The sequence below is a fragment of the Aeromonas allosaccharophila genome (assembly GCF_000819685.1).
Taxonomy (GTDB): Bacteria; Pseudomonadota; Gammaproteobacteria; order Enterobacterales; family Aeromonadaceae; genus Aeromonas; species Aeromonas allosaccharophila.
In genome coordinates this window covers 36268-62811 of record NZ_CDBR01000042.1, presented here as the reverse complement: position 1 = coordinate 62811, position 26544 = coordinate 36268, and the positions used below count along the sequence as shown (strand labels likewise).

Sequence of the window (26544 nt, the reverse complement as noted above, 5' to 3'; positions counted from 1 at the left end):
ACCGAACCATGAAAGCACTCACATTCAAACGCTACGGCAAGTCGCCGGAGATTGGGCTCACGGATATCCCGCGTCCCGCACTGAAGGCGGACGAAATGCTGGTTCAGGTTTATGCCGCCGGCGTGAATCCGATCGACAACATGATTCCGACCGGCATGTTCAAACCGGTGCTCCATTTTCAGCTTCCCGCCACATTGGGCAGCGATCTGGCCGGTGTCGTGACCGAGGTTGGCAGTCAGGTGACCCGTTTCAAGCCGGGCGATGCCGTCTTCGCCAGTATTTTCGATCGCGGTAGCGGATCGCTGGCCGAATTTGCGGTGGTGCCTGAGCGCGCTGCGGCGTTGAAACCAGCCAATCTGGATTTCGTGCAAGCCGCCTCGATCCCGATGGTCGGGCTCACCTCATGGCAAGCGCTGAAGGAGCGCGCCAATCTGCAGGCTGGCCAAAAGGTGTTTATCCCTGCCGGATCCGGTGGCATCGGCACCTTTGCTATCCAGCTGGCCAAGCTGCTGGGGGCCAAGGTGGGCACCACCGTCAGCACCGGTAACATCGAACTGGTGCGCGAGCTGGGGGCCGATGAGGTGGTCGATTACAAGCAGCAGGCATTCGAGCACCAACTGCACGGCTACGACGCCGTGCTGGGGACCGTCAGGGGCGATGCGATCGAAAAAGCCATCGATATCCTCAAACCGGGCAGCAAGATTATCTCCCTCACCGGCCCGCTGGATGCGGCCTTCGCGCGGGCCCGGGGGCTGAACGCATTGCTCCGCCTCCTGTTCGGGCTGATGAGCCGAAAAATCAGGTCGCGGGCGAACAAGCGGAACGTTGCCTACTCGTTCCTGTTTGTGCGTCCCGATGGCGACCAACTCACCGAAATCGGCGAGCTGCTCGACGCACAACGCATCAAGCCGGTCATCGACAAGGTATTCCCGTTCGACCAGGCCAAAGAAGCGCTGGAGTACCTCGCCAAGGGCCACGCCAGGGGCAAGGTCGTCGTCAGCATCAAGCCGTGATCACGGCCGCATTGGCTCGTTCACCCACGCCATCCATATCAAGGAAATAACATGACCACACTACCGACCATCTTTATCACCGGCGCCTCCAGCGGTATCGGTGCCACCTATGCCGAACGTTTTGCTCGCCGTGGCCACGATCTTGTTCTGGTTGCGCGCAACAAGTCGCGCCTAGATGCACTGGCCATGCGCCTGCGTGAGCAACACCAGATAGCCGTTGAGGTGCTGCAGGCTGACCTGACCAACTCGGCAGAGCTGCCGGCACTGGAAACTCGCCTGCGGCATGACGCACGTATCGGCATCCTCATTAACAATGCAGGCATGCCGCAATCCGGGCATTTTCTGGAGCAATCTCCCGAGGCCATCGAATCCCAGATCGCGCTGAACATAACCGCATTGACGCGGCTCGCCGCAGCGATCGCACCGCGCCTTGCGCAATCCGGCTCGGGGAGCATCGTCAACATTGGTTCGGTGGTGGGATTTTCGCCCGAGTTCGGTATCTATCTCTACGGTGCGACCAAAGCCTACGTGCTGTTTTTGTCGCAGGGGCTGGCTCATGAACTGTCACCCCAAGGGGTCTACGTGCAAGCCGTGTTGCCGGCCACAACCCGCACCGAAATCTGGGCGCATGCAGGTGTGGATGTCAACACTCTCCCCGAGGTGATGGAAGTGGGCGAGCTGGTTGATGCCGCACTGGTCGGGTTCGATCGCCGCGAGTTGGTGACGATTCCGCCGCTTCATGTCGCCGAACGCTGGACCGCTCTGGATGAGGCACGTCAAGGGCTGATGTCGGATCTTCGCCAAGCCCATGCGGCCGAACGATATCAGCCGCAAGCCTGAACACCTCAATCCGCCAGATTGGACTTGAATGCGATGCGAGGAGATACGCTCGTCATGCCATCCAACCTGACAGCCACTGCATAAGAACCGCAGCGTGATGGCGGTACTGATGCGCAGACCGAGGTCGAATCTCGCTCTGTGGTGATAGCGCTGCTACAGGAAGTAGTTGGCGTGTGGTGGCCCACTCTTTCATGCAGTCGTGAGGAGGGAAGGAAAGCGGAGCTGAGTTGTCGAAGCCGGCCTGATGGTGATCAGGCCGGCTTCGACGTGCTTATCGCATGGTGACGAACTCTTCCGCACTGGTCGGATGGATAGCGACACAGTTGTCAAAGTCTGCCTTGGTGGCACCCATCTTCATGGCAACACCGAAACCTTGCAGGATCTCGTCCATCGCAAAACCGATGCCGTGCAGGCCGACCACCTTCTCCTCCGGCCCGACACAGACCAGCTTCATCCGGGTGGGCTGGCGATGCTGGGTCAGAGCCGAATACATGGCGGTGAACTGGCTGCGGTAGACCTTCACCTGGCTCTCGCCATATTCGGCGATGGCTTCCGGCTCGGTCAGCCCTATGGTGCCGATGGGCGGGTGGCTGAACACCACGGTTGGCACCAGATCGTAGTTGAGGTGCTCGTTCGGCTTGTTGTTGAACAGGCGCTCCGAGAGGCGACGACCGGCCGCGACGGCCACCGGGGTGAGCTGGATGCGGCCGGTGTTGTCACCCACCGCATAGATGTTGGTGACGGCGGTGTTCTGGAACTTGTCGGTCGGGATAAAGCCCTTCTCGTCCAGCGCGATGCCTGCGGCAGCCAGATTGAGGTTGTCGGTGGCGGGCACGCGGCCGATGGCCCAGATCAGGCAGTCGACGGTGAGGTGGCGGCCATCTTCCAGTTGCAGGGTCAGGCTGTTGTCAGCGTTCTTGAGCACGGCTTTGGGAATGGCGTGGGTGTGCAGCTTGGGCCCTTCCTGCGCCATGATTTCCACCAGTGTCTCGTGGATCATGGGGTCGAAGTTGCGCAGCGGCGCGTGCTTGCGCACCACCAGATGGGTTTCGGATCCAAGCGCCTGCATCACGCCAGCGATCTCGACTGCAATATAGCCCGCACCCACTACGGCTACCCGCTTGGGTTGGCTCTGCAGATCGAAGAAACCGTCGGAGTCGATACCCAGCTCGGCGCCCGGAATGGCAGGTACTTCGGGACGGCCACCGGTGGCGATCAGGATATGATCGGCCGTGTAGTGCTCGCCATTGACCTCGATGGTGTTGCTGCTGACGAAGCGGGCGAAGCCCTTGATGACGGTGATCTGGTTCTTGCCCAGCACGTTCTGATAGGACTGGTGGATGCGGCCGATGTAGGCCTGGCGGGACTCGACCAGCTTGGCCCAGCTGAAGTGGTTGAGGGTGGTGTCGAAACCGTAGTCGGCGCCATATTTCAGGGCATCGGCGATCTGGCCGGCATACCACATGGCCTTCTTCGGTACGCAGCCGACGTTGACGCAGGTTCCACCCAACTCTTTGGCTTCAATCAGGGCGACTTTCTTGCCATACATGGCAGCCCGGTTGGCCGAGGCGATGCCGCCGCTGCCGCCACCGATGGCGATATAGTCAAAATGCTGTGCCATTGCGAGGTTCTCCGCTCATTAAGAATGCAATCACAGCATGATGGGGATAAAGCGGCTGGCTCACAAGAGCCAGCGCTCAGTTATGTTGGATCGGCAGGCGAATATGGAACTGGGCACCGTTGCCCGGTTCGCTGGCACAGCTGATACGGCCTTTCAGCAGTTGCACCACCAGGTTGTAGATGATGTGAGTGCCGAGCCCGCTGCCACCCTGGCCCCGCTTGGAGGTGACGAAGGGGTCGAAGATGCGCGGCAATATTTCTGGCGGGATGCCGCGACCGTTGTCCGAGTAGTCGATAAACAGCTCCTCTCCCTGCTGTTCCACCTTGATAGTGATCTTCTTCGGCTTGTCCCAGTTGTCGAAACCGTGGTTGATGGAGTTGAGGATCAGGTTCGAGTAGATCTGGGTAAAGCTGCCCGGGAAGGAGAAGATCGACAGCTTGGGATCGCATTGGATATCCACTTCGCACTGGCTCTTCTTCAGTTTGTGACCGAGGGAGACCACCACCTGATGCAGGTTGTCGGCGAGGCTGAAGTTGTAACGCGCTTCCGATGACTGATCGACCGCCACCTGCTTGAAGCTGGCGATAAGCTCGGAAGCGCGGCGCAGGTTGCTCTGCAGCAGCTGCATCGATTCGTCGAGGTTGACGGTGAACTCGTTGAGATAGGAGCGCGACAGCTGCTTGGAGTCGATATGGGACTTGAAGTCGGCGACCCGCTCCTGCAGATAGGAGGAGGCGGTCACGCTGATGCCGATGGGGGTGTTGATCTCGTGTGCCACCCCGGCTACCAGTGAGCCGAGGGAGGCCATCTTCTCCGACTCCACCAGAGTCTGTTGGGCCTGTTTCAGATCATCATACGCCTTGCCCAGCTGGTTGTTCGCTTCGCTCAGGCTGCGGGTACGCTCCTCCACCTTGCCCTCCAGCTGTTCGTTGAGCTGGATGATCTCCCGCTCGACTTTTTTCAGCTGGGTGATGTCGTAGCCAAACCCGATCTGGTACTTGAGGTTGGGGCCATCGTAGAAGGGAACGAAGGTCCACTGCAGCACTAGCTCGTGGGCCTGCTGGTCATGCATGATGACCTCCTGATCTGCCAGCGAACCCTCTGCGGCCAGGATGTTGTTCAGCTCTTCCCGCTGGGTCGGGCTGACAAACAGATCCAGCCAGTTGTGCTGCAGCAGCTCCTGCTGGTGGTAGCCGGTCAGCAGGATGGCCGCCGGGTTGATGCTGGCAATGGTCAGATCCGGCTCCATGCAGCAGATGACCATGTTGGCCGAGTTGATCAGGGTGGCGGAGAAGTCCCGCTCCTGCTGCAACTGTTCAGCCGCCTGATGGCGGGCAACCAGTTCATCACGCAGTCGGGTGCGCATCTGGTTGAGGGTGGCGACCAGGGTATCCAGCTCATCGGGTTTCTTGCGCGGTTGCGGGCGCCCCTCCAGCTCCAGCTCCATGTCGAGCCGATCCAGATTGAACTTCTGGGCGTAGCTGGCGATGCGATTGAGGTGCCGCACCACCAGATAGTAAATGATGATCAGGATACAAAATGAGACCACCAGCGTCTTGATGGTCTGGCTGACCATGATCAGCACCGATTTTTCGATCAGGCGCTGGTAGATCTGCTCGAGAGAGGCGGCAACGAACAGCTTGCCGACGATTTCACCCTGATAGGTGAGGTTGAATTCGCGGGAGATATCGTAGCTTTCCCGTTCGGTCCCCTGGGTCAACAGCGGGACTTCGGAGTTGCCGAGCATCTCCTTGACCATCACGAACTGCATGTTGGGCAGGTTCATGATCCCTTCGATCTGCACCTTGACCTGCTCTTCATCGAGGTTCCACAAACTGGCGGCGATGGGTTGCAGGAAAGAGGCCTCGATCTGGCCGATGCTGTCTTCGATAACGGCCACATCCTTGCGGTAATCCCAGGCGAGTTGCAACACCGTAATGATCATCGCCAATACGGTACTGCACACCAGAATGTAGGAGAGCAGGCGGTATGAGAGTCCGTTGCGGCCTACGGCCTCGGCGGTCTTGGAGATAAGTCCTGACATGGCGTCCTTGCGGTCTGGATGTGATGTTTTTTAGTTTAACTGCTTCATGCACTTATGTCGTCTTTCCTGCGAAGCATAAAAAAGGCCCCGTGTCGGGGCCTTGGCGTGTCGTGATGATCAGTGTCCGCTGTTTGCCTTGGGCGGAATGGTTTCATCGAATACCGGCAACGGTTTGTGCTCGGACGCCAGATAGGTGTAGATCACCGGCAGCACGAACAGAGTGAACAGGGTACCGATGGCGAGACCGGCCACGATGACGATACCGATGCTGAAACGCTGGGCTGCACCGGCGCCAGTGGCGTAGAGCAGCGGGATCAGACCGGCAATCATGGCGGCGGTGGTCATCAGGATCGGACGCAGACGCACCTTGGCGGCTTGCATCACGGCTTCCATCCGGTTCATGCCGCGCAGCAGTTGCTCTTCCTTCGCCACTTCACAGATCAGGATGCCGTGCTTGGTAATCAAGCCAACGAGCGTGATCAGGCCCACCTGGGAGTAGATGTTCATGGTCGCCAGTCCCCATGCCAGGGCAATCAGCGCCCCACTGATGGCGAGTGGTACAGAGACCATGATGACCAGCGGGTCACGCACCGACTCGAACTGGATGGCCAGCACCAGGAAGATGATCGCCAGTGCCAGCGCGAAGGTGGCATAGAGTGCATTGCCTTCGGTGACGAACTGACGGGCTTCCCCCATGAAGTCGTAACGATAGCCTTGTGGCAGCTTCTCGTCGGCGACGGTCTGGAACCAGTTGATCGCATCACCCATGGCCACGCCCGGAGCCGGAACGGCGCCGATGGTGGCGGAGTTCAGCTGGTTGAAGTGGGGCAGGGCGCGGGGCTCGCCAACCACTTCAATGGTGATCAGGCTGCCGAGCGGGATCGACTTGCCGTCTGCGGCCCGCACGTAATAGCCCTTGATGGACTCCGGATTGAGACGGTATTTGCGCTCGACCTGGGGGATCACCTCGTAGGAGCGGCCATCCAGGTCGATACGGTTGACGTAACCGTCCGCCATCATGGTGCCCATGGTGATACCGATGTCCTGCATGGTGATGCCGTAGGCACCCGCCTTGTCCTTGTCGATGCGGATCTTCATGGTGGCAGAGTCGTAGTTCAGATCGAGATCCGAATAGACGAACTGACCGTTACCCTGAGCGGCAGCCAGAATTTCACCGGCCACCAGGAACAGACTTTCGAAGCTGTTCGGGGTGGTGATGACGAACTGGATCGGCAGACCACTGGAGGCACCCGGCAGTTCCGGGAACTGGAAGGTGGTGATGGCCATACCCGGAATGTCTTTCACCAGATTGGCGACCCGATCCAGCACCTCTTTCTGGCTCGCTTCACGCTGACTCCAGGGCACCATGGAGGCGATACCGAACGCCTGGTTGGCATTGAATACCCCGGAGAAGACCTGGGAGAAGGCGATTTCCGGCTGCTCATCCAGGATCTTGTTCACATCCGCCATGGTGTTTTCGATGTAGTCCAGGTTGGCGTTGGACGGTGCAGTACCCAGCACCGCCATGACCCCCTTGTCCTCTGACGGGGCCAGTTCGCTCGGGATGAACTTGAACAGCAGCGGCAGGCTGCCGAACACGATGACGGCGAACGCAACGATGACGATGCGCTTCTTCATCACCGCATGCAGCATGCTGTCGTAGCGATCGGTCATCCGTTCCAGCAGATGGTGGACAGTGCTTTCGAATTTGCCCGGCGTTTCATTGGCCTTGAGCATCTTGGAACACATCATCGGCGACAGGGTCAGGGCGATGATGCCCGAGACGAACACGGCGCCTGCCAGCGTCAGGGCAAACTCCTTGAACAGGGAGCCGGTGATGCCGCCCATCAGGGCGATAGGGGCGTATACCGCGGCCAGGGTGACCGTCATGGCGATGACCGGCACCGCGATTTCACGAGTACCGATAATGGCGGCCCGGAACGGCTCTTCCCCCTCCTTGATATGGCGGTCGACGTTCTCCAGCACCACGATGGCGTCATCCACCACCAGACCGATCGCCAGCACCATCGCCAGCAGGGTCATCAGGTTTATCGAGAAGCCGAACATATCCATCATCATCACCACGCCGATAAGGCTGAGCGGAATGGTAATGATCGGGATGATGACCGCGCGGAATGAACCGAGGAACAGGGTGATGACCACCAGTACGATGGCGGCCGCCTCCAGGATGGTCTTGATAACCTCGTGAATGGACTCGTTGATCGCCACGGTGGAGTCATACATCACGTTGAGATGCATGGTGCTCGGCATGTTGCGCTCAAGGCTTGGCAGCAGATCCAGCACATCGCGGGCGATGTTGATGGGGTTGGCTGTCGGTGCGGCGTTGACCGCCATGACTACCGCTTCGCGGCCGTTGGCGCTGGCACGATAGATGTCGTGGCTCTTCTCCAGGCTCACCTTGGCAATGTCGGAGAGGCGGATCACCTTGCCGTCACGGGTGGCGACCACCAGACGCTTCAGCTCGTCGACATCCTTGACCTGGGTCTCGGCGTTGCCGTTGAACAGGGTGAAGTAACCGGTCGCCTGACCGGTCGCGGACTGATAGTTGTTGCTGTTGAGCACCGTCATCACGTCGCTGGCAGTCAGGTTGAAGGCCGCCATCTTGGCCGGATCCAGCCATACCCGCAGGGCAAACTCGACACCGCCGTAGAGGTCAACCTTGGAGACCCCGCCCACGGTAAAGAGCTGCGGCTTGATAACCCGTTCCAGATAGTCGGTGATCTGGCTGGAGTTGAGCTCAGGGCTGGTGAAACCGAGGTAGAGCACCGCCGTGGTTGAACCGGTGGAGGAGGTGACCGAAGGGTCTTCCGCCTCTTTCGGCAACTGGGAGCGCACCGAGTTCACCTTCGCCAGGATGTCGGACAGCGCGGCGTTGGGGTCGGTGTTGAGCTTCATGTACGCGGTGATGGTGGAGCTGCCCAGCTGGCTGGAGGAGGTCATGAAGTCGATGTTGTCGGCTTGCGCGACCGCCTGTTCCAGCGGCTGGGTGATGAACCCCTGGATCAGGTCAGAACTGGCGCCATAGTAGCCAGTGCTGACGGTGATCACCGTGTTGGTCACCTCGGGGTATTCCCGTACCTGCATCTTGAAGATGGCCTGAAAGCCCAGCAAGGCGATCAGGAAGCTGAGCGAGATCGCCAGCACAGGCCGTTTTATAAATATGTCAGTAAATCGCATCGCAGATCTCCGCGCTTACAGCATCGGGGTTTGTGCCGGGACGGCCAGGGCATCGTTCTCGACCACATGCACCTTGGTGTCGTTGCTCAGGCGAACCTGACCCGACAGTACGATCTGGTCACCGGCCTGGATGCCGGAGAGCACATGCACATCGTTGCCACGGCGCTCACCCGCCTTGACCACCACCTGCTTGGCCCGCAGCACTTTCACCTTGTTGCCTTCCTTGTCAGTCTCTTCGCCCTCTTTGAGCACGTAGACGTTCTGACCGTAAAGGGTGAAGGAGATGGCGGTTTGCGGGATCACAATCTGATCTTTCACCGTCGGCAGAATGATGCTGGCGCGGGCGAACATACCGGAACGGAGCTGACCGTCGTTGTTCGGGATGTCAGCCTGCACCTGGATCAGGCCGCTCTGGTAGTTGACCGCTGGCTCGATGGCGGTGATGTGACCGTCAAACTGGGTTTGCGGATAGGCATCCACATTGATCTTGATGGTCTGGCCCAGGGTGATTTTGGAGATATCGGTCTGGGGCACGGTGAAGCGCAGACGCATCACGCTGGTATCTTCCAGCCGCACGATATCGGTGCCCGGCTGCAGATACTGGCCGAGGAAGACGTTACGCAGGCCAACGACACCACTGAACGGCGCGCGCACTTCACGGCGGGTAATGGTCGCCTTCAGGCTCTCGATATCCGCTTCCAGCGAGCGATAGGCCGCTTCCGCCTCATCCAGCTGCTCTTTGGAGATGGAGCTGGTCTTGTAGAGGTTCTGGAAACGCTCGAACTTGGCCTTTGCCGCCGGCAGCTTGGCCTGGGAGGCGCGCAGATTGGCGCGTTCCACGGTGGAGTCCAGACTCAGCAGCAGCTGTTCAGCCTTGACCGGTTTGCCTGATTCGAAGGTGATGGCATCGATGGTGCCCGCCAGCTCGGTGGAGAGGGTCACCCCCTGATTCGGCTCGATGAAGCCGATCGCTTCGATGGTCGGTACCCAATCCTGCGCCTTGGTCACCATTGCGGTGACAGGGAACTCGGGTTCCGGCCGGTTGGCCATGTATTGGGCAATCATCTTCTGTTTGAACAAATTGAAGCCGATGACGCTGCCAAACAGGGCGATCGCTATCAGCAACATAATGGCCATCCATTTTTTCATGAACAGGCTCCTGAGGTGGAAATGTGGGGGAGTAAAATGGCATTCCAGCTGGCGCGGATCGCGGTTTCCAACTGCGATTCGGTCAACGTGATGTTGTGTACCCTGCACTGCAGGGCAAGATGCATGACACTGTCCAGACTCAACACCTGGAGTGCCCGTATCGGTAAATCAATAAACAGTCCTTGTGCCACGCCCTGTGCAAAAAAGCGGTCCAGAGGTTCCCATGCTGCCAGGATGACCGGATTGGTTTCCAGGTCTGCCCCCAATGGCGAGCTCTCGTACTGCAATTTGCACTTGATGGCGTTTGGTTCGTTAACAAAAATGGTATGAATATTGAGCCATAGTTGGCGAAATTGTTGAAATGAAACTTTATCGACATCTACACCGGCCATGACCATGGGGACACACTGCAAGATAGTGTGTTGATGCAGCTGCCGGATCAGGTCATCCTTGTCGCCAAAGTAGCGATAGATGGTGCCGGTAGCCACGTTGGCCTTCTTGGAGACTTCCGCAATCGACAGACCATGAAAACCCCGCTCACCCAGCACCTCATGGGCTGCGTTGAAGATGCTCTCTTTCTTATCCGGAATCATCAGTGTGTCTTTCAATTGAATGAACGTTCATTCATTTTAGGTGGGTGTCAAATCAAGTCAAGGTTGCAAGACAATTTGACATGGGAATTACCCCTTTTCGGGGGCAGGCAGGGGATAAGTGGAAGAAAAATGCACGATATGCTTGAAAAAACAACGGTCAGTGCATTGGTGGCAGAAAAGTGTAGACAAACCCACGCCCATCATCAATAATTCGCCCCGTTCGACAGCGTAGCGCCCGTAGCTCAGCTGGATAGAGCGCTGCCCTCCGGAGGCAGAGGTCACAGGTTCGAATCCTGTCGGGCGCACCATCAAACGTGCGCCGGTTAAACGGGCGTGTTGTGGAACGAAAACAGCTGTGGTGGCTGTAGCTCAGTTGGTAGAGTCCCGGATTGTGATTCCGGTTGTCGTGGGTTCGAGCCCCATCAGCCACCCCATTTTACAGCTTGTCAGGTATGCGAAGGTGGCGGAATTGGTAGACGCGCTAGCTTCAGGTGTTAGTGCCCCCCGGGTGTGAGGGTTCGAGTCCCTCTCTTCGCACCATACTTGCTGTATGATGAGGATGACCATCAGGTCGTCTTTGTTTTTTGAAGTAAACTATTTTGAAAGAAATAGCCTCGGTGATTAGCGCAGTCCGGTAGCGCATCTGGTTTGGGACCAGAGGGTCAAAGGTTCGAATCCTTTATCACCGACCACATTTAGAAAAACCCCGCTTCGGCGGGGTTTTTTGCTTTCTGGCCTTCGCTGCGCCAGCTCTCCTCTATCTCTGTTACGTCTGTTTACACTCTATCCGGGCAGCGCGCCCCGGCTTTCGGTTATGCTGCTGCCTCGAGTCACTGACAACCGGATGTCATCGGCCCACTTCAGGCGTTTATTCCATGAATAATAAAATTTCCGTTGCTTGCACCCCTGCCATACTGGCAGCCTTGCTGCTGGGGGGGTGTACCATCAAGCCGCCATCAACCGATGTGATGATGGGCTCCATTACTTCGCAACCGCAGGAGCGGGCGCTCTCTCCCTTGCTGACCAGCGGCGATTTTTGCGTCGCGGTGTCGCAGCAGAAGGTGCTGGCCCTCTCCTGCAGCGGCAAAGACGATCAGCTATTCGAGTGGGATCTGGGGGAGTTGCGCCTGCAGGATCGCTGTCTGCAAGCCAAAAGCGACAGCGAGCTGATGCTGGCCCCCTGTGACGGTCAGCCGCAGTGGGAGTGGCAGAAGGACCGGCTGTTCAACAGCAAGGTCTCCCGTTGCCTCGATGTGGCCGGGCGACGCCATACTCCCGGCACGCCGCTGCGGCTGGCCGAATGTTACGGTGGCGCAAACCAGAGTTTCAGCTGGCAACGGCCCAACCCCTGGCTGGAGACCCTGAAAAAACAAAGCCTCACATGGTGAGGCTTTGCGGGAACGTGATGCCGATATGAAGAGAGTCAGGCTGCGCTGACGCTCTCCAGCTCGAACAGCTTTTCCAGATAGACGGCAACGCCATCTTCATCGGAGGTGAGGGTCTGCTCATACTCCGGCAGCGCCATTTTCAGGCGGTCATGGGCGTTGCCCATCACGATGCCGCGCCCCACCATGGTCAGCATCTCGAAGTCGTTCATGCCATCCCCGAAGGCGATCGCCTCGGACATGTCGAACCCGTTCTGTTCCAGCACGGCACGCACCGCATTACCCTTGTGAACCCCGGCGTGCATCACTTCGAGGCAGTCCGGTAAGGAGAAGGTGACGTTGAGCTGGTCGCCGTAGTGCTGGTTGAGGTGCGCCTCGATCTTCAGCAGCTTCTCGTGGTCGCCGATGTAGAACACCTTGTTGATCTTCTCTTTCGGCTCCTTGGTCAGGTCATCGACCAGCCGATAGGTGAAGCCGGACTCGTCGTGGAAGCTCAGCAGCCAGGGCAGCTCCTCTTCGACCACCCAGTCATCGCCCTGATAGACGTTGAGGTGGATGGAGGGGTCGCGCTCCAGCGCGATCAGCTCGGCGGCGATTTCGGCTGGCAGCGGCTGGTTGAACACCAGCTGGTCCTGCTTGTCATGAACCACGGCACCGTTGGAGGTAATGAGGTAGATGTCCATCCCCAACGCATCGCGGAAGCTGCGCACGTCCACGTGGTGACGGCCGGTGGCGACCACAAATTTCACACCTTGTTCTACCAGGCGGTGCAGGGTATCCCGGGTGCGGGAAGAGATCTGGTGCTGCTTGTTGAGCAGGGTGCCATCGAGATCGGATACAACTACCTTGAACATCATTACCTCGGCATCAATTGAAAACAGGGGCAGTTTACCTTAGCCCGCACTGTCACCCCATTTATTTAGGGTTACAAAAAATAGCCAGCTCAGAAGCGGGCGAAAAAATCAGCCATCGCGGTCAGGGCGGGCTGGCGCTTGTCATCCGTCTCCATCAGCAGTTCATGCCAGGCACCCTCGATCCGCAGCGGCTTGCCCCCTTCGCACTTTGCCAGGGTGCAGAAGCGATCCTGGGCGGCATTGTCCACGATCTCGTCGTCGCCTGCCTGCAGGACCAACAGGGGGGTCTTGATGGCACCCGCCCCGGCGATGGCGGCATCGGCACCGGTGATACCCTGATAAATCCAGTGGGCAGTGGCGCCACCCAGCTTGATCTGCGGGTACTGCTCGTAGAGCTGGCGGAAGGCCTGATAACGGGAGTGGCTGTGGGTCAGCCCGTTATCGGCAAAGCCGTCATCCTGATAGGGGCCCTGACCGGGGCCGTAGGGGGGCTCGCCGATCCAGCCGCCGACCGTCCCCAGGGTAGCAGCCAGCCCCTTGGCCAGCCACTTGGGCAGGCCGCCGAGGTTGATGCCCATCATGGGGGAGGAGAGCACGGCTGCCTTGATATCGTCTGGCCAGCGCTCCAGATAGCGGGCTGAGATGGCACCGCCCATGGAGTGGGCCAGCAGGAACAGCTTGGCGGGCTGATCCGCCATGATCACCTGATCGTGAAATTGCTTGAGATCGACCACATAATCGTCGAACTGGTCGACATATCCCTTCTGAGGGTCATCCAGCATCCGGCCGGACATCCCCTGACCACGGTGATCGATGAGGTAGAGGCTGTAGCCCTGACGCCAGAGATCCCACGCCAGCTCCTGATACTTGAGGTAGCTCTCGACCCGGCCATTGACGATGAGGATGGCGCGATCGACTTTCTCCTGCCGCAGGGCGGCATAGCGGATGATGACGCCATCCTTGCCCTTGAACTCCCCTTCGATTGCATGCTGGCGCCAGAAGTCGGGCAGGGTTTGCCGGTAGAGGGTGGGCACATCGGCTTCGCTGGTGAGCGGATAGGTAGTGGTCACGGCAAGGGCTCCGGCAGAAAACAGGGTCGAGGCCAACAGGGAAAGAGCGAGGGATTTCATCGGGCACACTCCTGTTGCCAATGGTGATAAAGGGCGGCGATATCTCCCGAGCAGAGCAGCGCCATGCTGGCTTGCAAGCGGGGCAGGGGCCAGTGCCACCACTGCATCTCTTGCAGCATGGCGATCTGCTCATCGCTGAAGCGACGGCGGATCGGCTGGGCCGGGTTACCGCCGACTATGGTGTAAGGGGCCACATCTCTGGTCACCACGGCGCGGGTGGCGATGACGGCACCATCTCCGATGGTGATGCCGGGCATGATCATCGCCTCCGAGCCGATCCAGACATCGTTGCCAATCCGGGTGTCCCCTTTGCGCAGAAAGCCGTCGTGTACGCCATTGCCAAAAAGGGCTGCGTCGAAGGGGAAGGTAGAGACCCAGTCCAGCCGGTGGCCCTGATTGCCTGCCAGCATGAAGGTGGCACCCGAGGCGATGGAGCAGAACTTGCCGATGATCAGGCGGTCTACTTCCGTGCCCCACTGGCCGCTGTCCCAGCTGGCACGGGTCGAGCCATCCCCCAGCAGATAGCGTACGCAGTGATCCTCGAACGGCTTGCCGTGGTAGTAGCCGGAGTAGTAGCTGTAGTCGCCTGCCTCTATGTTCGGGTTGGTCAGGTGAGCCCGGATGATTTGGGATTCGAGCCAGCTGCCAAAAGGGTTCTCCATCACTCCTCCTGCGAATCGTCCTGCTCGCTCTGTTGCGCCCAGCCTTTGCGGGTCAGCTGCATCCGCTGCCACCACTCTTCGTCCGCCAGAATTTCACCGGCCGGGCCGAGCTGGGGATAGGGCATCTCTTTCTCTTTGCAGAGCTGGGCATAGATGGGGTAACCCCCCTCGAACAGGATACTGTTCTGCTCCTCCAGCGTGAGCGGGCAGCCGCGCTGATAGCAACCGGCCAGCTCGCGCTGGCGCTGCGCTTCGTAGAGGATGGCGGCAGCCGCCACCGAGACGTTGAGGGACTGCACCATGCCGACCATGGGGATGACGATATGGTGATCGGCCAGTGCCAGCGCCTCGTCACCGATGCCGTGCTTCTCCTGACCCACCAGGATGGCGGTCGGTTTGGTGTAGTCGATGGCGCGAAAATCGACCGAGCTGTCGGAGAGATGGGTCGCCAGGATCTGCATGCCGGAGGCTTTCAGCTCGGCCACGGCGCTGCCGATATCCGGGTGCAATTTTACATCCACCCAGTTCTGGCTGCCGCGGGCGGTGCCCTTGCGTTTGTGGATCCAGGTTTTGGGCCAGACGGCGTGTACCCGGTGGATGCCGATGGCATCGGCGGTACGCACGATGGCGGCCAGATTGTGAGGTTTATGGACCTCTTCCATACAGACGGTCAAATCGAGCTGACGCTGGGCCAGCATGTCGGTGATGCGCTTGAAGCGTTCGGGAGTCATATCAGTTTCTATGCTGTGAGGTTTGTGCACGCATATCTTGCATACAGACGGTCAAATCGAGCTGGTACTGTACCAAGGTGTCGGTGATGCGCTTGAAGCGTTCGGGGGTCATGGCTTGTCTCTATAAAAGCAGCAGGCGGCTTGCGCCGCCTGTATTCAGTTCTTCTGTCGGCTCACCTTGAGCACGTTGGGCATCACGCGGATCTTGCGCATGATGTTGGCCAGGTGGATGCGGCTCTTGGTGGTGATGAGCAGGCTGACCTGATAGACCCGGCCATCCTTCTCTTCAGTGCTGATGGCGTGAATATTGGCGCCGGTGGCGGCAATCACGTTGGCCAGCTCGGCCAGCGCACCCTGATGATTGATGATCTCGATGCTGATGCCGGTGCGGAACTCCTGTTCCTGCTCCTTGTCCACTTCCCACTGCACTGGCAGGTACTTGTCCGGCTCTTTGCTGTAGCCCTTGATGTTGCGACAGGTTTCCTGGTGGATCACCAGCCCCTTGCCCGGGCTGATGTGGGCGATGATGGCATCCCCCGGGATCGGGCGGCAGCAGTTGGCGAAGGTGACCAGCATGCCGTCGGCACCCTTGATCGGCATCTTCTTGCTGCTGGACTTGGGTTGCTCTTCCGGCGGCAGTTCATCCCCCAGCATGCGGCGCGCCACCATGACGCTCATGGCGTTGCCGAGGCCCACATCGGCCAGCAGCCCCTGCAGGTTCTCGTGCTTGGTGTCGGCCAGAACCTGCTTGATGCGTGGCTCGGGGATATCTTCGATATTCTTGGCGCCCAGCGCATGGTTGAGCAGGCGGCGACCCAGCACCACCGACTCTTCGGTGCGCAGGTTCTTGAGGAACTGGCGGATCTTGGAGCGTGCCTTGGTGGTCACCACAAAGTTGAGCCAGGCCGCGTTGGGGCGGGCGCCCGGCGCCGTGATGATCTCCACCGTCTGACCCGAATGCAGCGGGCTGCTGAGCGGGTAGGGGTGGCGGTCGACCCGGGAACCGACGCAGGCATGGCCGATATCGGTGTGCACCGTGTAGGCGAAGTCCACCGGCGTGGCGCCAGCGGGCAGCTCCATGATGCGCCCTTCGGGGGTAAAGACGTAGATCTCGTCGGGGAACAGGTCGGTCTTGACCCCTTCGATAAATTCAAAGGAGCTGCCGGCGCTCTGCTGCAATTCCAGCAGGCTCTGCATCCAGCGTTGGGCGCGGATCTGGGCGGTAGTGCCCGAGCTGTCGCCATCCTGCTTGTAGGCCCAGTGGGCAGCAACCCCCTTGTCGGCCATCTGATCCATGAATTCGGTGCGGATCTGCACCTCCACCGGCACCCCGTGCGGCCCCACCAGCGAGGTGTGCAGCGACTGGTAGCCGTTGGTCTTGGGGATGGCGATGTAATCCTTGAAGCGGCCGGGGCGCGGTTTGTAGAGGCTGTGCATCTGCCCCAGCACCCGGTAACAGGTATCTATGTCCTTCACCTTGACCCGAAAGGCGTAGATATCCATTACCTCATGAAATTGCAGCTCTTTTTTCTCCATCTTGTTGTAGATGGAAAACAGATTCTTCTCGCGGCCACTGACCTGATGCTCTATGCCAGCCTCTTTCAGGCGACCGCTGATTTCGCTCTGGATGGAGTCGATGATCTCGCGGCGATTGCCACGGGCGCGGCGCACCGATTCGCGCAGCACACGGGATCGCATCGGATAGAGCGCCTCGAAGCCCAGCTCTTCCAGCTCGTTCTTCATGGTATGAATACCGAGGCGGTTGGCGATGGGGGCGAAGATTTCGAGGGTTTCCCGAGCGATGCGGCGGCGTTTGTCCGGTCGCAGTGAGCCCAGGGTGCGCATATTGTGGGTGCGGTCGGCCAGCTTGATCAGAATGACCCGGATATCCTGGGTCATCGCCATCACCATCTTGCGAAAGTTCTCGGCCTGCGCCTCTTTGCGATCGCGAAACTTCAGCTTGTCGAGCTTGGAGACCCCGGCCACCAGTTCTGCAACCGCATTGCCAAACTGTTCGGCCAGATCTGCCTTGGTCACCGAGGTGTCTTCGATGACATCGTGCAGCACGGCGGCCATCAGGGTTTCATGATCGAGGCGCATGTCACCCAGGATCCGGGCAACGGCAACAGGGTGGGTAATATAGGGTTCGCCACTGGAACGCATCTGTCCCTGGTGGGCATCGCGGGCCACCACATAGGCTTGCTTGAGCTTCTCAACCTGCTCTGGCGGCAGGTAGGAACTGGCTATTTCTTTAAGGTTTTCAAATAAATACAAGACAGTCCCCGCAGCGGTGAAACGGCAATTCGTGGAATTGAGGCTAGAGCCCTGAGTTTGCGAGGTTTTCGAGCGGTTGTAAATGGGGATGAACAGTCGGCACCCGGGCGGGTGCCAACCGGGGGAATGACTTAACCGCGGCCTTCGGCGATGGCAGCAACGGCAGCCAGCTCGGCGGCTTCCTGCTCTTGCTGCTCGTAGCGGTCCTGGGTGTCCATCACTTGATTGTTCACCAGACCCAGCTCGATCTCACGCAGGGCGATCACAGTCGGCTTGTCGTTCTCTTCGTCGACCAGGGGATCTTTGCCTTGTACCGCGATTTGACGAGCGCGGCGCGCGGCGACCAGCACCAGGTCAAAACGGTTACCTACCTGTTTTACAGCATCTTCTACAGTAACGCGTGCCATGCAGGACTCCAGTGTTTGGGCTTTCTGTATTTAGAAAAGCAGTGTTTAAAAATGACGCAAAAGTTTACTTGTTTTTGGCTTACTCTGCCAGTAGCTGTTGCAGCAAGTTTTTTTGAGCCTGTTGCTGGTGACGCATCTCCAGCCGTTGGCACTCAATAATGGACCTGAGCTGGAACAGCGCCTGCTCGAAGTCTTCATTGATAATGACATAGTCATACTCGTCGTAGTGCACCATTTCGGCAATGGCTTTCGCCATCCGGCCGGCGATCACCTCGCTGCTGTCCTGACCGCGCCCAATCAGGCGGCGTTCCAGCTCTTCACGGCTGGGGGGCAGGATGAAAATGGATTTGGTCGGCATCTGCTCGCGGATCTGGCGGGCACCCTGCCAGTCGATGTCGAGGAATACGTCGATCCCTTTGGCCAGACAGGCTTCGATGGCGGCGCGTGAGGTGCCATAGTAGTTGCCGAATACTTCGGCCCACTCCAGAAAATCACCGCGTTCGATCAGTGCCTTGAACTCTTCCACCTGTACAAAGTGGTAGTGGACGCCATGCTCTTCGCCCGGACGGGTGGCGCGCGTGGTATGGGAAACCGACAGCTGCATCTTGCCCGCAGCGTTATGTTGGGTCAGCAAGGCATTGAGCAGACTGGATTTACCCGCGCCGCTCGGAGAAGAGATGATATAGAGAGTGCCTTGTTGCGCCATGTTATTACCTTTAATCGAAACCGTTGTTTTGGTTGTAGCAGAGGCCGCCGTCTTGTGCCCGAAAGGGAGACAGCCAAACGCAAAACGCGGAAAATTATTGAGTCAGGAAGATGTAAAGGCGGCGAATTTTACCAGAATGCGGCGAATAAAAAAACGGCCGGAATCATATTCCAGCCGATCAAAGTATTCGTAGCTTGCTGCGGGAGCGTAACCCACATCAGCCTTTATTGTGCCTTTTGGGGCAGGTTGGGGCCATCAGGTTATCCCTGCCTGATGGCTCGGAATTCCCGAGTTGCCCTGTCAGTACGGGAGCTGGCGATCGGCGCAGAGCCGATCGAAGGCGGCGATCACCTGCTCATGGGTGATCTTGGCCATGGCCTCCGGGTCCTTGAGGCGGGTGCGCCAGCTCAATTCGGCCAGCGGCTTGCCGGTCTCCTGCTCGACCAGCTCCTGATAGACGCTGACCACGTAGTCGCGGCACAGATAGGGGCCGGTGCGAGCGGGATTGTGGTGGGCATAGAGGCCGATCACCGGTGTGCCGACCAAGGTTGCCATGTGAGTTGGGCCGGTATCGGGGGCCAGCACCAGATTCGCTTCGCCAATCAGCGCCAGCAGCTGCTTGAGGTTGGTCTGCCCCACCAGATCGACCGGCTTGCTCTGGCTCAGTTGCCGGATCTCGGCGGCCAGATCCCGCTCCAGCTTGGCCGGACCGCCACAGAGATAAACCTGAAAGCCCTTGTTGGCGGCGTGATCCGCCAGCGCGGCATAGCCTGCGGCAGTCCAGTTCTTGAATGCCTTGCTGGCGGCGGCGCAGATCAGCAGGGTCGGTTTACCGCCAATCTTCTCCTTTGCCCACGCCTGATGTTCGGCGCTGATGGGCAGTTGCCAGTCCGGAGTCAGATCCTTGATGCCTAGCTCTTTGGCGAAGGCGAGGAAACCGTCCAGCACGTGAGGGGAGGCGGGGGATGGCACCTTGTGGTTGGTGAACAGCCACTGGCCGTCGTTGGCCCGCTCCCGATCAAACCCGAGTTTGACCTTGGCCTTGATACCGAGGGTCGCGATGCTGGCGCGCATGGCCGCCTGCAGGTGGAGCAGGGCATCGAATTTGCGCCCCTTGAGGGTCTGCCAGAGATCGCGATAGCCGCGCCAGCCCTTGCTCTTGTCGAAGGGGATCACCTCGACCCCGGGCAGATCGGCAAACAGGGTTGCCTCGATTTTGCCGGTGATCCAGGTGATGCGGGTCTGTGGCCACTCCCGCTGGATGACGCGCACCAGCGCCAGTGCGTGGCAGCAATCCCCGATGGCGGAAAGCCGCAGGATGCAGATGGAGGAGGGTGGCGTTTGAAATAGCGGCATGTTGTGGCGCACGGCTGGCAAAAAGGGTGGATGGCATTATGCAAACTCCCCTCTGGATTGTAAAATTGCGCACAATCGTCAGCCAGGATTGGCCGGGCCCAGTGCCATGACCTGTCTCTGCACGTCGCTGATAAAGGCCACTATTGCGGGCATGCCAGAGCGGCAGCCTCATCGCCAATTGAAAAATTGCGATCCATGACCCACCGAGCGGGATCTCCACGATGCGAATACAGACCGAACACAACCAGATCTGCTGGTACGCCGAAGGGGCCTTTCGCGACCCCTCTCCCCAGTTATTCGATCCTGCCTGGTGGCAGAACAACCGTCAGGTGGTGGGTACGTCCATCGGGCGGGGGGTGACCTGGTTCGTCAAGGATGAGTCCCGCCATCTGGTGCTGCGCCACTACTATCGCGGCGGCATGGTGGGCAAGGTGGTGCGGGATCGCTTCTGGTTCGAAGGGGTCGAGTCGAGCCGTGCCATGGCCGAATACACCCTGCTGGCCAGGTTGTGCGAACTGGGGTTGCCGGTGCCGCGTCCGTTTGGTGCCCGCATGGTCAAGCATGGCCCCTTCTATCGCGCCGATATCCTGATCGAGCGGATTCGTGGTGCCAAGGATATGGTGGCGCTGCTCAAACAGGGGCCGGTGGCGACCGAGGTGTGGCACAAGATCGGTCAGACGGTGCGTCAGCTGCACGATGCCGGGGTCTATCACGCCGATCTCAACAGCCATAACCTGCTGCTCGATAAAGCGGACAAGGTGTGGGTGATCGACTTTGACAAAGGGGCGATCCGCTCCCCCGGCGAATGGCAGAAGGCCAATCTGGAGCGCTTGCTCCGTTCATTCAATAAAGAGTCCCAACTGCATACCAGTTTCCACTTCGTACCGGAGAACTGGCAGACGCTGATGAACGGGTATCACACAAAAGCGAGCTGACCCTGTTGCTCGGCGCGAGAGCCAATGTTACTTATTGAGCAGGTATTCAGATCCGGTTTCGAGGCGCCCCATGGAAATGCTCAAGACACCTTTGGTCGATGTGACTGCCCGGCTTGATCCGGGTCTGCTGTCTGATGCCATGACGCTGCTGGAGGCGGGGATCTGGACCTGGTCTGCTCAGCAGGGGTTACGCCGCGATCCCTCCTGCCTGCGCCTGTTGGGATTGGGGGAGAGCTGGCCGGATGATCTCGGCTGGCTGGATCGGGTTCATCCCGACGATGTTGCCCGGCTGGAAGATGCCCTGCTCGCCTGTCAGAGCGGCCGCAGCAGCGGTCTGCGCCTCGAATACCGCATTCTGCATCATCATGGTCACTACATCCGGCTGGAAGAGCGGATGCGTCGCGATGAGCGGGGCTATCTGCTGGGGGTTGTGCGTCACCTCGATCCGGCCGTGGTGCTGGTGGAGGAGCGACATGGCACCGATCCGCTGACCGGTCTGGAGAGCCGTGGCCGCTTCGAGCAACTGCTTGAGGAGCGGCTGGCGACCGAGAGCGGCAGCTTCAGTCTGCTGCAGTTCTCGGTCGATCACATGGCCAAAATCCAGCAACTGTTTGGCGAAGCGGCTTGCGACGCCATGCTGGCCAAGCTGGCGCGTATCGTGCGCCACGAGCTGCGGCGGGAAGATCCCTTTGCCCGCTGGGATGAGGACGGTTTTATCCTGATGCTCTCCCAGACCGAGCGGATGAGTGCGCTGGAGATCGCCGAGCGGCTGCGCCTCGAGATTGCCGATGCCAGCCTGCTGTCACAGCGGCCGGTCACCGTCAGTATCGGGCTGGTGCAGAGCCAGACCGGCGAGCAGCTCGATCATCTGCTGGCCCGGCTGGCCACCTGCCACGGTCAGGCCAGACGGGAGCACAACACCGTCGTCGGCTGAGTGCGGTCAGGGCTGGCCGTGCTTGTCTCGCTGGCAGACCCAGAGCGAGGCCAGCATCAGCAGGCCGCCGATGGTCAGCCGGGTCAGATCGGTATCCTTGCCCCAGAGCAGCAGGTTGACCAGCAAGCCGGCCGGAATGAGCGCATTGTTCATGATCGCCAGCACTCCGCTACTGACCAGCGTCGCCCCCTTGTTCCACAGGAAGTAGCCGAGGCCGGAGGCTCCCACTCCCAGCCAGAGCAGAATGCCCCACTGCAACCCTGATGTCGGATATTGCGGTTTGCCCAGCAGCCACCAGGCGGGCAGGGCGATCACCAGCGCCCCCAGATAGAAACAGCCAAACACTGCCAGTTGCGGTGGTTGCTCCGCCTCCCGTGCCAGCAGTACCTTGTAGCCCACCTGACCCAGCGCGAAACAGAGGTTGGCCCCCTGCACCACCAGAAATCCCAGCACATAGCTTTCGGTCAGGCCGTCGAAGCGGATGACGGCGGCCCCGAGCACCGCCAGCAGGGCGCCCCACAGATAGGTGGGCTTGAAGCGCCGCTCCAGCAGATCGTGCAGCAGGGTGACGTAGAGGGGGGTGAAGATGGTAAAGACCAGCACTTCCGGCACCGTCAGCAGCAGGAAGGAGTGGTAGTAGAAGAGATACATGATGCCGAGCTGGATGGCGCCGAGGGCCATCAGCTTGGCCACCAGATCGGGGCGCAGCCAGCGGCGGCGCAGGAAGGGGAGAAACACCAGACTGGCGAGGGCGATGCGGGTCAGCACCGAGAAGTAGGCATCCACCTGACCAGCGAGGTAGACCCCGATCAGGCTGAAGGAGAATGACCAGAGCAGGGTGACCCCTATCAAGTAGTTCATGTGTTTGATTTATCGTCAGTTGTCAATTTTAAGGGGGCTATGATGGCTGAGATGGAAGCGGCAATCCAGCGTTTATGGGCGCGATTGCCACAGGTCGGGGCATTTAGCTTTACCGCCAGCAATGGCGAGGGGTCGGCGACCGACTGGAATGGTCGGGGCGAGGGGCGTGTGCAGGTGACCGATCATCAGGGTGGCTGGCTGTTTAGCGAGCAGGGTCGCTACACCACGCCCCATGGCCGGGAGCTCGCCATGCACAACCGCTTCTGGTGGCAGCGCAGCGAGCGGGGGATCCGCCTCTCCCATCTGCGTTATGAGGCGCCGGTCGAACTGTTCGAGCTGCAGCCGCAAGGGGATGGCCGCTGGCTGACCGCCGAGCCGCATCTGTGCGGGGCGGATCACTACAGCGCCGAGCTGACCGAGATCGACGGCGGTTTTTTGCTGAGCTGGCAGATCACCGGGCCGCGCAAGAACGAGCGGCTCAGCTATCGCTATCTGCTCTGACGCTGGCTTGCAGGCATAAAAAAACCGGCGCAAAGCGCCGGTAGCGGGGGACAAATCGGAGGTTTTTTTAAAAACAGTCCCAAAACAGGAGAGATAGACTCTCGTCACACATTCAGAGATGGACTTCAGGCATTCAGGGCATAGCGCAGGATGGCTTGCAGCTTGCTATCGAAGAACCAGGGCAGCAGTACCATCAGCAGGCCCATGATCCCGGCCAGTCGCTGGCGATACTGCCAGCCGGCAATCAGTACCAGACCACCGCACAGTGTGGTCAGGATGCCTGACATAGGGTGACCTCGCGCTGTGTGCGACGCTGTTGCGCCCACTGGTTCATGGCGACCGAGCCGAGGATCAGGGCCAGAGCAACACCTGTGGTGGGGTGGATCTGTTCGCCGAGGAACAGGGCACCCAGCATCACGCCGAACAGCGGCACCAGATAGTTGCTGAAGGAGGCGAACGTCGGGCCGGCTTTCTGGATCAGCGCCATGTAGAGGAAGTAGACCAGACCGGTACAGAGGGTACCCAGCACGGTGATCGCGCTCAGGGCTTGGCTGCTCGGCATGGTCAGGTTGCTCAGGTCAACCATGAAGGGTGCGACCAGCAGCAACTGGGTGGCCGAGGAGATCAGGATATTGCGGGCAACCACGACCGGATGGTCCTTGGCGAAGCGCTTGATCATCAGCAGGCCGATGGCGAAGCAGCTGGCACCAAACAGGATGGCGACGGCACCGAGCAGACCGGCGTTCATGCCCTGGGAGAGTTTCGGCCAGAACAGGGTGAGCACACCGGCAAAGCCGATGATCACCGAGAGCAGACCGGTTTTGGTGATTCTTTCACCAGAAATAAACAGCGGTGCAGCCAGAATGGTCACAAACGGGATACAACCCATGACCACAGCGGCGATGGCGCTATCCACATACTGCTGGCCCCAGGCGACCATGATAAAGGGGATGGTGGCATCCAGCAGGGCGATCAGCATATAGGTGCGCCACGGGGTGTGCTCACTCTTGAGCCGCATGAACAGGCAGAGCAGACCCAGGGTCAGGCTGCCGCACAGGGCACGACCGGCAGCCACCAGAATGGGGGGCAACTCGGCAACGGCCTGGTGCATGAAAATGAACTGGGAACCCCAGAGCAGGCCAATGGCCAGCAATAACAGATAGCTACGCATTTTAATCTCCGATGTATTAAGCCAGCGCATTCTAGGTAATCTGTTACTATGGTAAAAATGAATTGTTGGCATTTAACTATGGCTAATATCGATGGATAGCTCACTCGCCCGTCTCGACCTCAACCTGCTCGCCGTATTCGACATGCTGATGCAGGAGCGCAATGTCACTCGTGCCGCCGAACGGCTGCATCTCTCCCAATCCACCGTCAGTCACGCCTTGGGGCGGCTGCGGGTGGCGCTGGATGACCCGCTGTTCGTAATGAGTCGGCGCGAGATGATGCCGACCGAGCGGGCCAAGGCGCTGGCCGGGCCGGTGCGTCAGGCGCTGGCGATGCTGGAGCAGGGATTGCGGCAGGCCAAGGGGTTTGATCCTGCCACCGCGCGGCGGATTTTCCGCATCGCCACCCCGGGTTCGGTGGAGCACGGGCTGGTGCCGGTGCTGGTGGACAGACTCCATCGGCAGGCCCCTCACTGTCGGCTTGAGGTGTGCGAGCTGGCAGACAGCAATTACGAGCGGGAGCTGGAGAAGGGGGAGCTGGATCTGGTGATCGGCTTCGCCGGGGCGAATCACCTCTCACCCCGCTTGTGGCGGGAGGAGTGGTTCAACAACCCGCTGGTCTGCCTGTCGCCACTCGGCAGCGAGTTGCCCGATGTGCTGACGCCGGTCGAGCTGGTGAGCCGCCCCCACATCCACACCTCCAGCTGGGGCCACAGCCAGGCGATGGTGGAGCTCTGGCTGGCCCGTTTCGGGGTGGAGCGGGAGCTGGGCGTGCGGTTGCCGAGCTTTATGGCGGTGCCGCCGCTGATGGCGACCGGCCGCTATCTGGTGGTGGTGCCCGAGATGATCGGACGCCACTTCTGCCGCTACTACCCGCTGCGGATGCACCAGCTCGACCCCGCCATCCCGATCGTTTACCTGATGGCTGGGCACCCGCTCACCGCCCACGACGAGGCGATCGGCTGGTTCAAGAGCCTGCTGCATCAGCTGGTGTTCGACCTCTACGGCGACGATGCGCTCGGCACCCCGGCTCAGCGGATGCTGGCGAAGTAATCCAGTCCCATGGCGCTTTTCACCTCCGCCAACACCTCATCGGTGATGACGCGGGCCTGCTCGGTGCCCTGATAGAGCAGCGCCAGCAGCTTGTCCTTGTCGGCGATGGCCGCGGCACGGCGCTCCCGCATCGGGGCGAGCAGGGTCTGCAGGCAGTCATTGAGCACCTGCTTGCAGCGCATGTCGCCCAGCCCGCCGCGCTGGTAGTGCGCCTTCATCTCGGCGACCAGCGCCTTGTCGGGGTGGAAGGCATCGAGATAGGTGAACACCGTATTACCCTCCACCTGACCCGGATCGTTCACCTTGAGGTGGTTGGGGTCGGTATACATGGCGAACAGCGCCTGTTTGACCTCTTCCGCCGACATGCCGAGCTCGATGGTGTTGCCGAGAGACTTGGACATCTTGGCCTTGCCATCGATGCCGGGCAGGCGGCCAGTGTCACTCAGGATCGGCTGACACTCGGTCAGTACCTCTTTGCCCACCAGGGTGTTGAAGCGGCGCACGATCTCGTTGGTCTGCTCCAGCATCGGCAGCTGATCTTCCCCGACCGGCACGTGGCTGGCGCGAAAGGCGGTGATGTCGGCGGCCTGACTGACCGGATAGACCAGAAAACCGGCCGGCAGCGTGCGCTCGAACCCTTTCTGCTGGATCTCCGCCTTGACGGTGGGGTTGCGCTCCAGCCGCGCGACGCTGACCAGATTGAGGTAGTAGCAGGTGAGTTCGGCGAGGGCGGGCAGGGCGCTCTGCAGGCAGAAGGTGGTCTTGGCCGGGTCGAGACCGACCGCCAGATAGTCGGCCATCACCTCCAGCACGTTGTCGGTCACCTTGGCCGGATTGTGGCCGTTGTCGGTCAGCGCCTGCAGGTCGGCGATCATCACGAATTGACGGTAGTGGTGCTGGGCTTCGACGCGCTGGCGCAGGGAGCCGACATAGTGGCCGATGTGCAGTTTGCCGGTGGGACGATCGCCAGTCAGGATAACGGGGTTGTGCATGTCACTCTCTCCAGTTGGGTGAGCCGGGAGGCGACAAAGGGATAAAAACAGTTGACCGCCTCTCGGCGGTCACGGTGTTTTATTTGGGAAAATCTCGAATAGAAACGCGGTGCCGCCTGTTTAGGAGCAGCACCAC

At 59.8% G+C, this 26544-nt stretch carries 24 protein-coding genes and 4 tRNA genes; 11 read left to right on the top strand and 17 right to left on the bottom strand.

Features of this window, described 5'->3' with window-relative positions; all coding sequences use genetic code 11:
* The first annotated feature begins 8 nt into the window (after positions 1 to 8).
* Positions 9 to 1013, top strand: a complete 1005-nt coding sequence (locus tag BN1115_RS08850) for an NADP-dependent oxidoreductase (RefSeq protein WP_042656859.1) — start codon at positions 9 to 11, stop codon at positions 1011 to 1013.
* A gap of 51 nt (positions 1014 to 1064) precedes the next feature.
* The gene (locus BN1115_RS08845; protein WP_042656858.1) at positions 1065 to 1853 is read left to right on the top strand and encodes an SDR family NAD(P)-dependent oxidoreductase; all 789 of its coding nucleotides are present in this window, start codon (positions 1065 to 1067) and stop codon (positions 1851 to 1853) included.
* Positions 1854 to 2124: 271 nt separating this feature from the next.
* On the opposite strand, the gene gorA is transcribed toward BN1115_RS08845, so the two are convergent.
* The 5 genes from gorA to BN1115_RS08820 form a co-directional block, all read right to left on the bottom strand.
* Entirely contained in the window at positions 2125 to 3474 is a 1350-nt protein-coding gene (gene gorA / locus BN1115_RS08840) for a glutathione-disulfide reductase (RefSeq protein ID WP_042656857.1), read from the bottom strand.
* A 76-nt stretch (positions 3475 to 3550) separates the two neighbouring features.
* A complete protein-coding gene (locus BN1115_RS08835) occupies positions 3551 to 5518 on the bottom strand; it encodes an ATP-binding protein (RefSeq protein WP_042656856.1) in 1968 nt (655 codons plus the stop codon).
* Between the two features lie 117 nt (positions 5519 to 5635).
* Positions 5636 to 8716, bottom strand: a complete 3081-nt coding sequence (locus BN1115_RS08830; protein ID WP_042656855.1) for a multidrug efflux RND transporter permease subunit — start codon at positions 8714 to 8716, stop codon at positions 5636 to 5638.
* 15 nt (positions 8717 to 8731) lie between these two features.
* Positions 8732 to 9865, bottom strand: a complete 1134-nt coding sequence (locus BN1115_RS08825) for an efflux RND transporter periplasmic adaptor subunit (RefSeq protein WP_042063327.1) — start codon at positions 9863 to 9865, stop codon at positions 8732 to 8734.
* The gene (locus BN1115_RS08820) at positions 9862 to 10458 is read right to left on the bottom strand and encodes a TetR/AcrR family transcriptional regulator (RefSeq protein ID WP_042656854.1); all 597 of its coding nucleotides are present in this window, start codon (positions 10456 to 10458) and stop codon (positions 9862 to 9864) included. Before BN1115_RS08820 ends, BN1115_RS08825 begins: the two co-directional genes overlap by 4 nt.
* Before the next feature lie 231 nt (positions 10459 to 10689).
* Here BN1115_RS08820 and BN1115_RS08815 point away from each other — a divergent pair.
* The 5 genes from BN1115_RS08815 (at position 10690) to BN1115_RS08795 (ending at position 11846) form a co-directional block, all read left to right on the top strand.
* Positions 10690 to 10766, top strand: a tRNA-Arg gene (locus BN1115_RS08815).
* A 50-nt stretch (positions 10767 to 10816) separates the two neighbouring features.
* Positions 10817 to 10892 (top strand) — tRNA-His (locus BN1115_RS08810).
* Positions 10893 to 10912: 20 nt separating this feature from the next.
* A tRNA-Leu gene (locus BN1115_RS08805) sits at positions 10913 to 10998 on the top strand.
* Positions 10999 to 11073: 75 nt separating this feature from the next.
* Positions 11074 to 11150 (top strand) — tRNA-Pro (locus BN1115_RS08800).
* Between the two features lie 183 nt (positions 11151 to 11333).
* Complete coding sequence (locus BN1115_RS08795) at positions 11334 to 11846, top strand: ricin-type beta-trefoil lectin domain protein (protein ID WP_042656853.1); 513 nt, start codon at positions 11334 to 11336, stop codon at positions 11844 to 11846.
* 35 nt (positions 11847 to 11881) lie between these two features.
* Here BN1115_RS08795 and BN1115_RS08790 read toward each other — a convergent pair whose 3' ends face one another.
* The 8 genes from BN1115_RS08790 to BN1115_RS08755 form a co-directional block, all read right to left on the bottom strand.
* Positions 11882 to 12697 (bottom strand): Cof-type HAD-IIB family hydrolase, encoded by an 816-nt coding sequence (locus tag BN1115_RS08790; RefSeq protein WP_042656903.1) that lies wholly within the window; start codon positions 12695 to 12697, stop codon positions 11882 to 11884.
* 89 nt (positions 12698 to 12786) lie between these two features.
* Positions 12787 to 13827 carry an alpha/beta fold hydrolase gene (locus BN1115_RS08785; RefSeq protein WP_042656852.1) on the bottom strand — a complete coding sequence of 347 codons (1041 nt, stop codon included), beginning with the start codon at positions 13825 to 13827 and terminating at the stop codon, positions 12787 to 12789.
* The gene (locus BN1115_RS08780; protein ID WP_042656851.1) at positions 13824 to 14489 is read right to left on the bottom strand and encodes a CatB-related O-acetyltransferase; all 666 of its coding nucleotides are present in this window, start codon (positions 14487 to 14489) and stop codon (positions 13824 to 13826) included. The genes BN1115_RS08785 and BN1115_RS08780 overlap by 4 nt, the downstream gene beginning before the upstream one ends.
* Positions 14489 to 15220, bottom strand: coding sequence for a tRNA (guanosine(18)-2'-O)-methyltransferase TrmH (gene trmH, locus BN1115_RS08775; protein ID WP_042656850.1), 732 nt, complete (start codon positions 15218 to 15220; stop codon positions 14489 to 14491). The genes BN1115_RS08780 and trmH overlap by 1 nt, the downstream gene beginning before the upstream one ends.
* A gap of 156 nt (positions 15221 to 15376) precedes the next feature.
* Entirely contained in the window at positions 15377 to 17494 is a 2118-nt protein-coding gene (gene spoT, locus BN1115_RS08770) for a bifunctional GTP diphosphokinase/guanosine-3',5'-bis pyrophosphate 3'-pyrophosphohydrolase (RefSeq protein ID WP_042063569.1), read from the bottom strand.
* A 131-nt stretch (positions 17495 to 17625) separates the two neighbouring features.
* Positions 17626 to 17901 (bottom strand): DNA-directed RNA polymerase subunit omega, encoded by a 276-nt coding sequence (rpoZ, locus tag BN1115_RS08765; protein ID WP_005307060.1) that lies wholly within the window; start codon positions 17899 to 17901, stop codon positions 17626 to 17628.
* Positions 17902 to 17980: 79 nt separating this feature from the next.
* On the bottom strand, positions 17981 to 18607 hold the full coding sequence (gmk, locus tag BN1115_RS08760) for a guanylate kinase (RefSeq protein WP_042063568.1): 627 nt from the start codon (positions 18605 to 18607) through the stop codon (positions 17981 to 17983).
* Between the two features lie 300 nt (positions 18608 to 18907).
* Positions 18908 to 19963, bottom strand: coding sequence for a glycosyltransferase family 9 protein (locus tag BN1115_RS08755; protein WP_042656902.1), 1056 nt, complete (start codon positions 19961 to 19963; stop codon positions 18908 to 18910).
* 221 nt (positions 19964 to 20184) lie between these two features.
* On the opposite strand from BN1115_RS08755, the gene BN1115_RS08750 reads away from it, so the two are divergent.
* Positions 20185 to 20898: a 3-deoxy-D-manno-octulosonic acid kinase gene (locus tag BN1115_RS08750; RefSeq protein WP_042656849.1), complete on the top strand. Its 714-nt coding sequence runs from the start codon at positions 20185 to 20187 to the stop codon at positions 20896 to 20898.
* Positions 20899 to 20968: 70 nt separating this feature from the next.
* Positions 20969 to 21832, top strand: a complete 864-nt coding sequence (locus BN1115_RS08745) for a GGDEF domain-containing protein (RefSeq protein WP_042656848.1) — start codon at positions 20969 to 20971, stop codon at positions 21830 to 21832.
* A 6-nt stretch (positions 21833 to 21838) separates the two neighbouring features.
* Here the strand turns inward: BN1115_RS08745 and BN1115_RS08740 are convergent, their stop codons facing one another.
* On the bottom strand, positions 21839 to 22693 hold the full coding sequence (locus BN1115_RS08740; protein ID WP_042656847.1) for a carboxylate/amino acid/amine transporter: 855 nt from the start codon (positions 22691 to 22693) through the stop codon (positions 21839 to 21841).
* Between the two features lie 39 nt (positions 22694 to 22732).
* Between BN1115_RS08740 and BN1115_RS08735 the strand changes: the two genes are divergently transcribed.
* Complete coding sequence (locus BN1115_RS08735) at positions 22733 to 23194, top strand: DUF6314 family protein (RefSeq protein WP_082034819.1); 462 nt, start codon at positions 22733 to 22735, stop codon at positions 23192 to 23194.
* 125 nt (positions 23195 to 23319) lie between these two features.
* Here BN1115_RS08735 and BN1115_RS22205 read toward each other — a convergent pair whose 3' ends face one another.
* Both BN1115_RS22205 and BN1115_RS08730 read right to left on the bottom strand, forming a co-directional pair.
* Positions 23320 to 23481 carry a hypothetical protein gene (locus BN1115_RS22205; protein ID WP_128821566.1) on the bottom strand — a complete coding sequence of 54 codons (162 nt, stop codon included), beginning with the start codon at positions 23479 to 23481 and terminating at the stop codon, positions 23320 to 23322.
* The gene (locus BN1115_RS08730; RefSeq protein WP_042063560.1) at positions 23466 to 24365 is read right to left on the bottom strand and encodes a DMT family transporter; all 900 of its coding nucleotides are present in this window, start codon (positions 24363 to 24365) and stop codon (positions 23466 to 23468) included. The genes BN1115_RS22205 and BN1115_RS08730 overlap by 16 nt, the downstream gene beginning before the upstream one ends.
* A 91-nt stretch (positions 24366 to 24456) precedes the next feature.
* On the opposite strand from BN1115_RS08730, the gene BN1115_RS08725 reads away from it, so the two are divergent.
* Entirely contained in the window at positions 24457 to 25416 is a 960-nt protein-coding gene (locus tag BN1115_RS08725) for a LysR family transcriptional regulator (RefSeq protein WP_042656845.1), read from the top strand.
* Here BN1115_RS08725 and trpS read toward each other — a convergent pair.
* Positions 25395 to 26408 carry a tryptophan--tRNA ligase gene (gene trpS, locus BN1115_RS08720; protein WP_042656844.1) on the bottom strand — a complete coding sequence of 338 codons (1014 nt, stop codon included), beginning with the start codon at positions 26406 to 26408 and terminating at the stop codon, positions 25395 to 25397. The two genes, BN1115_RS08725 and trpS, sit on opposite strands and share 22 nt — an antisense overlap.
* Positions 26409 to 26544: the final 136 nt, after the last annotated feature.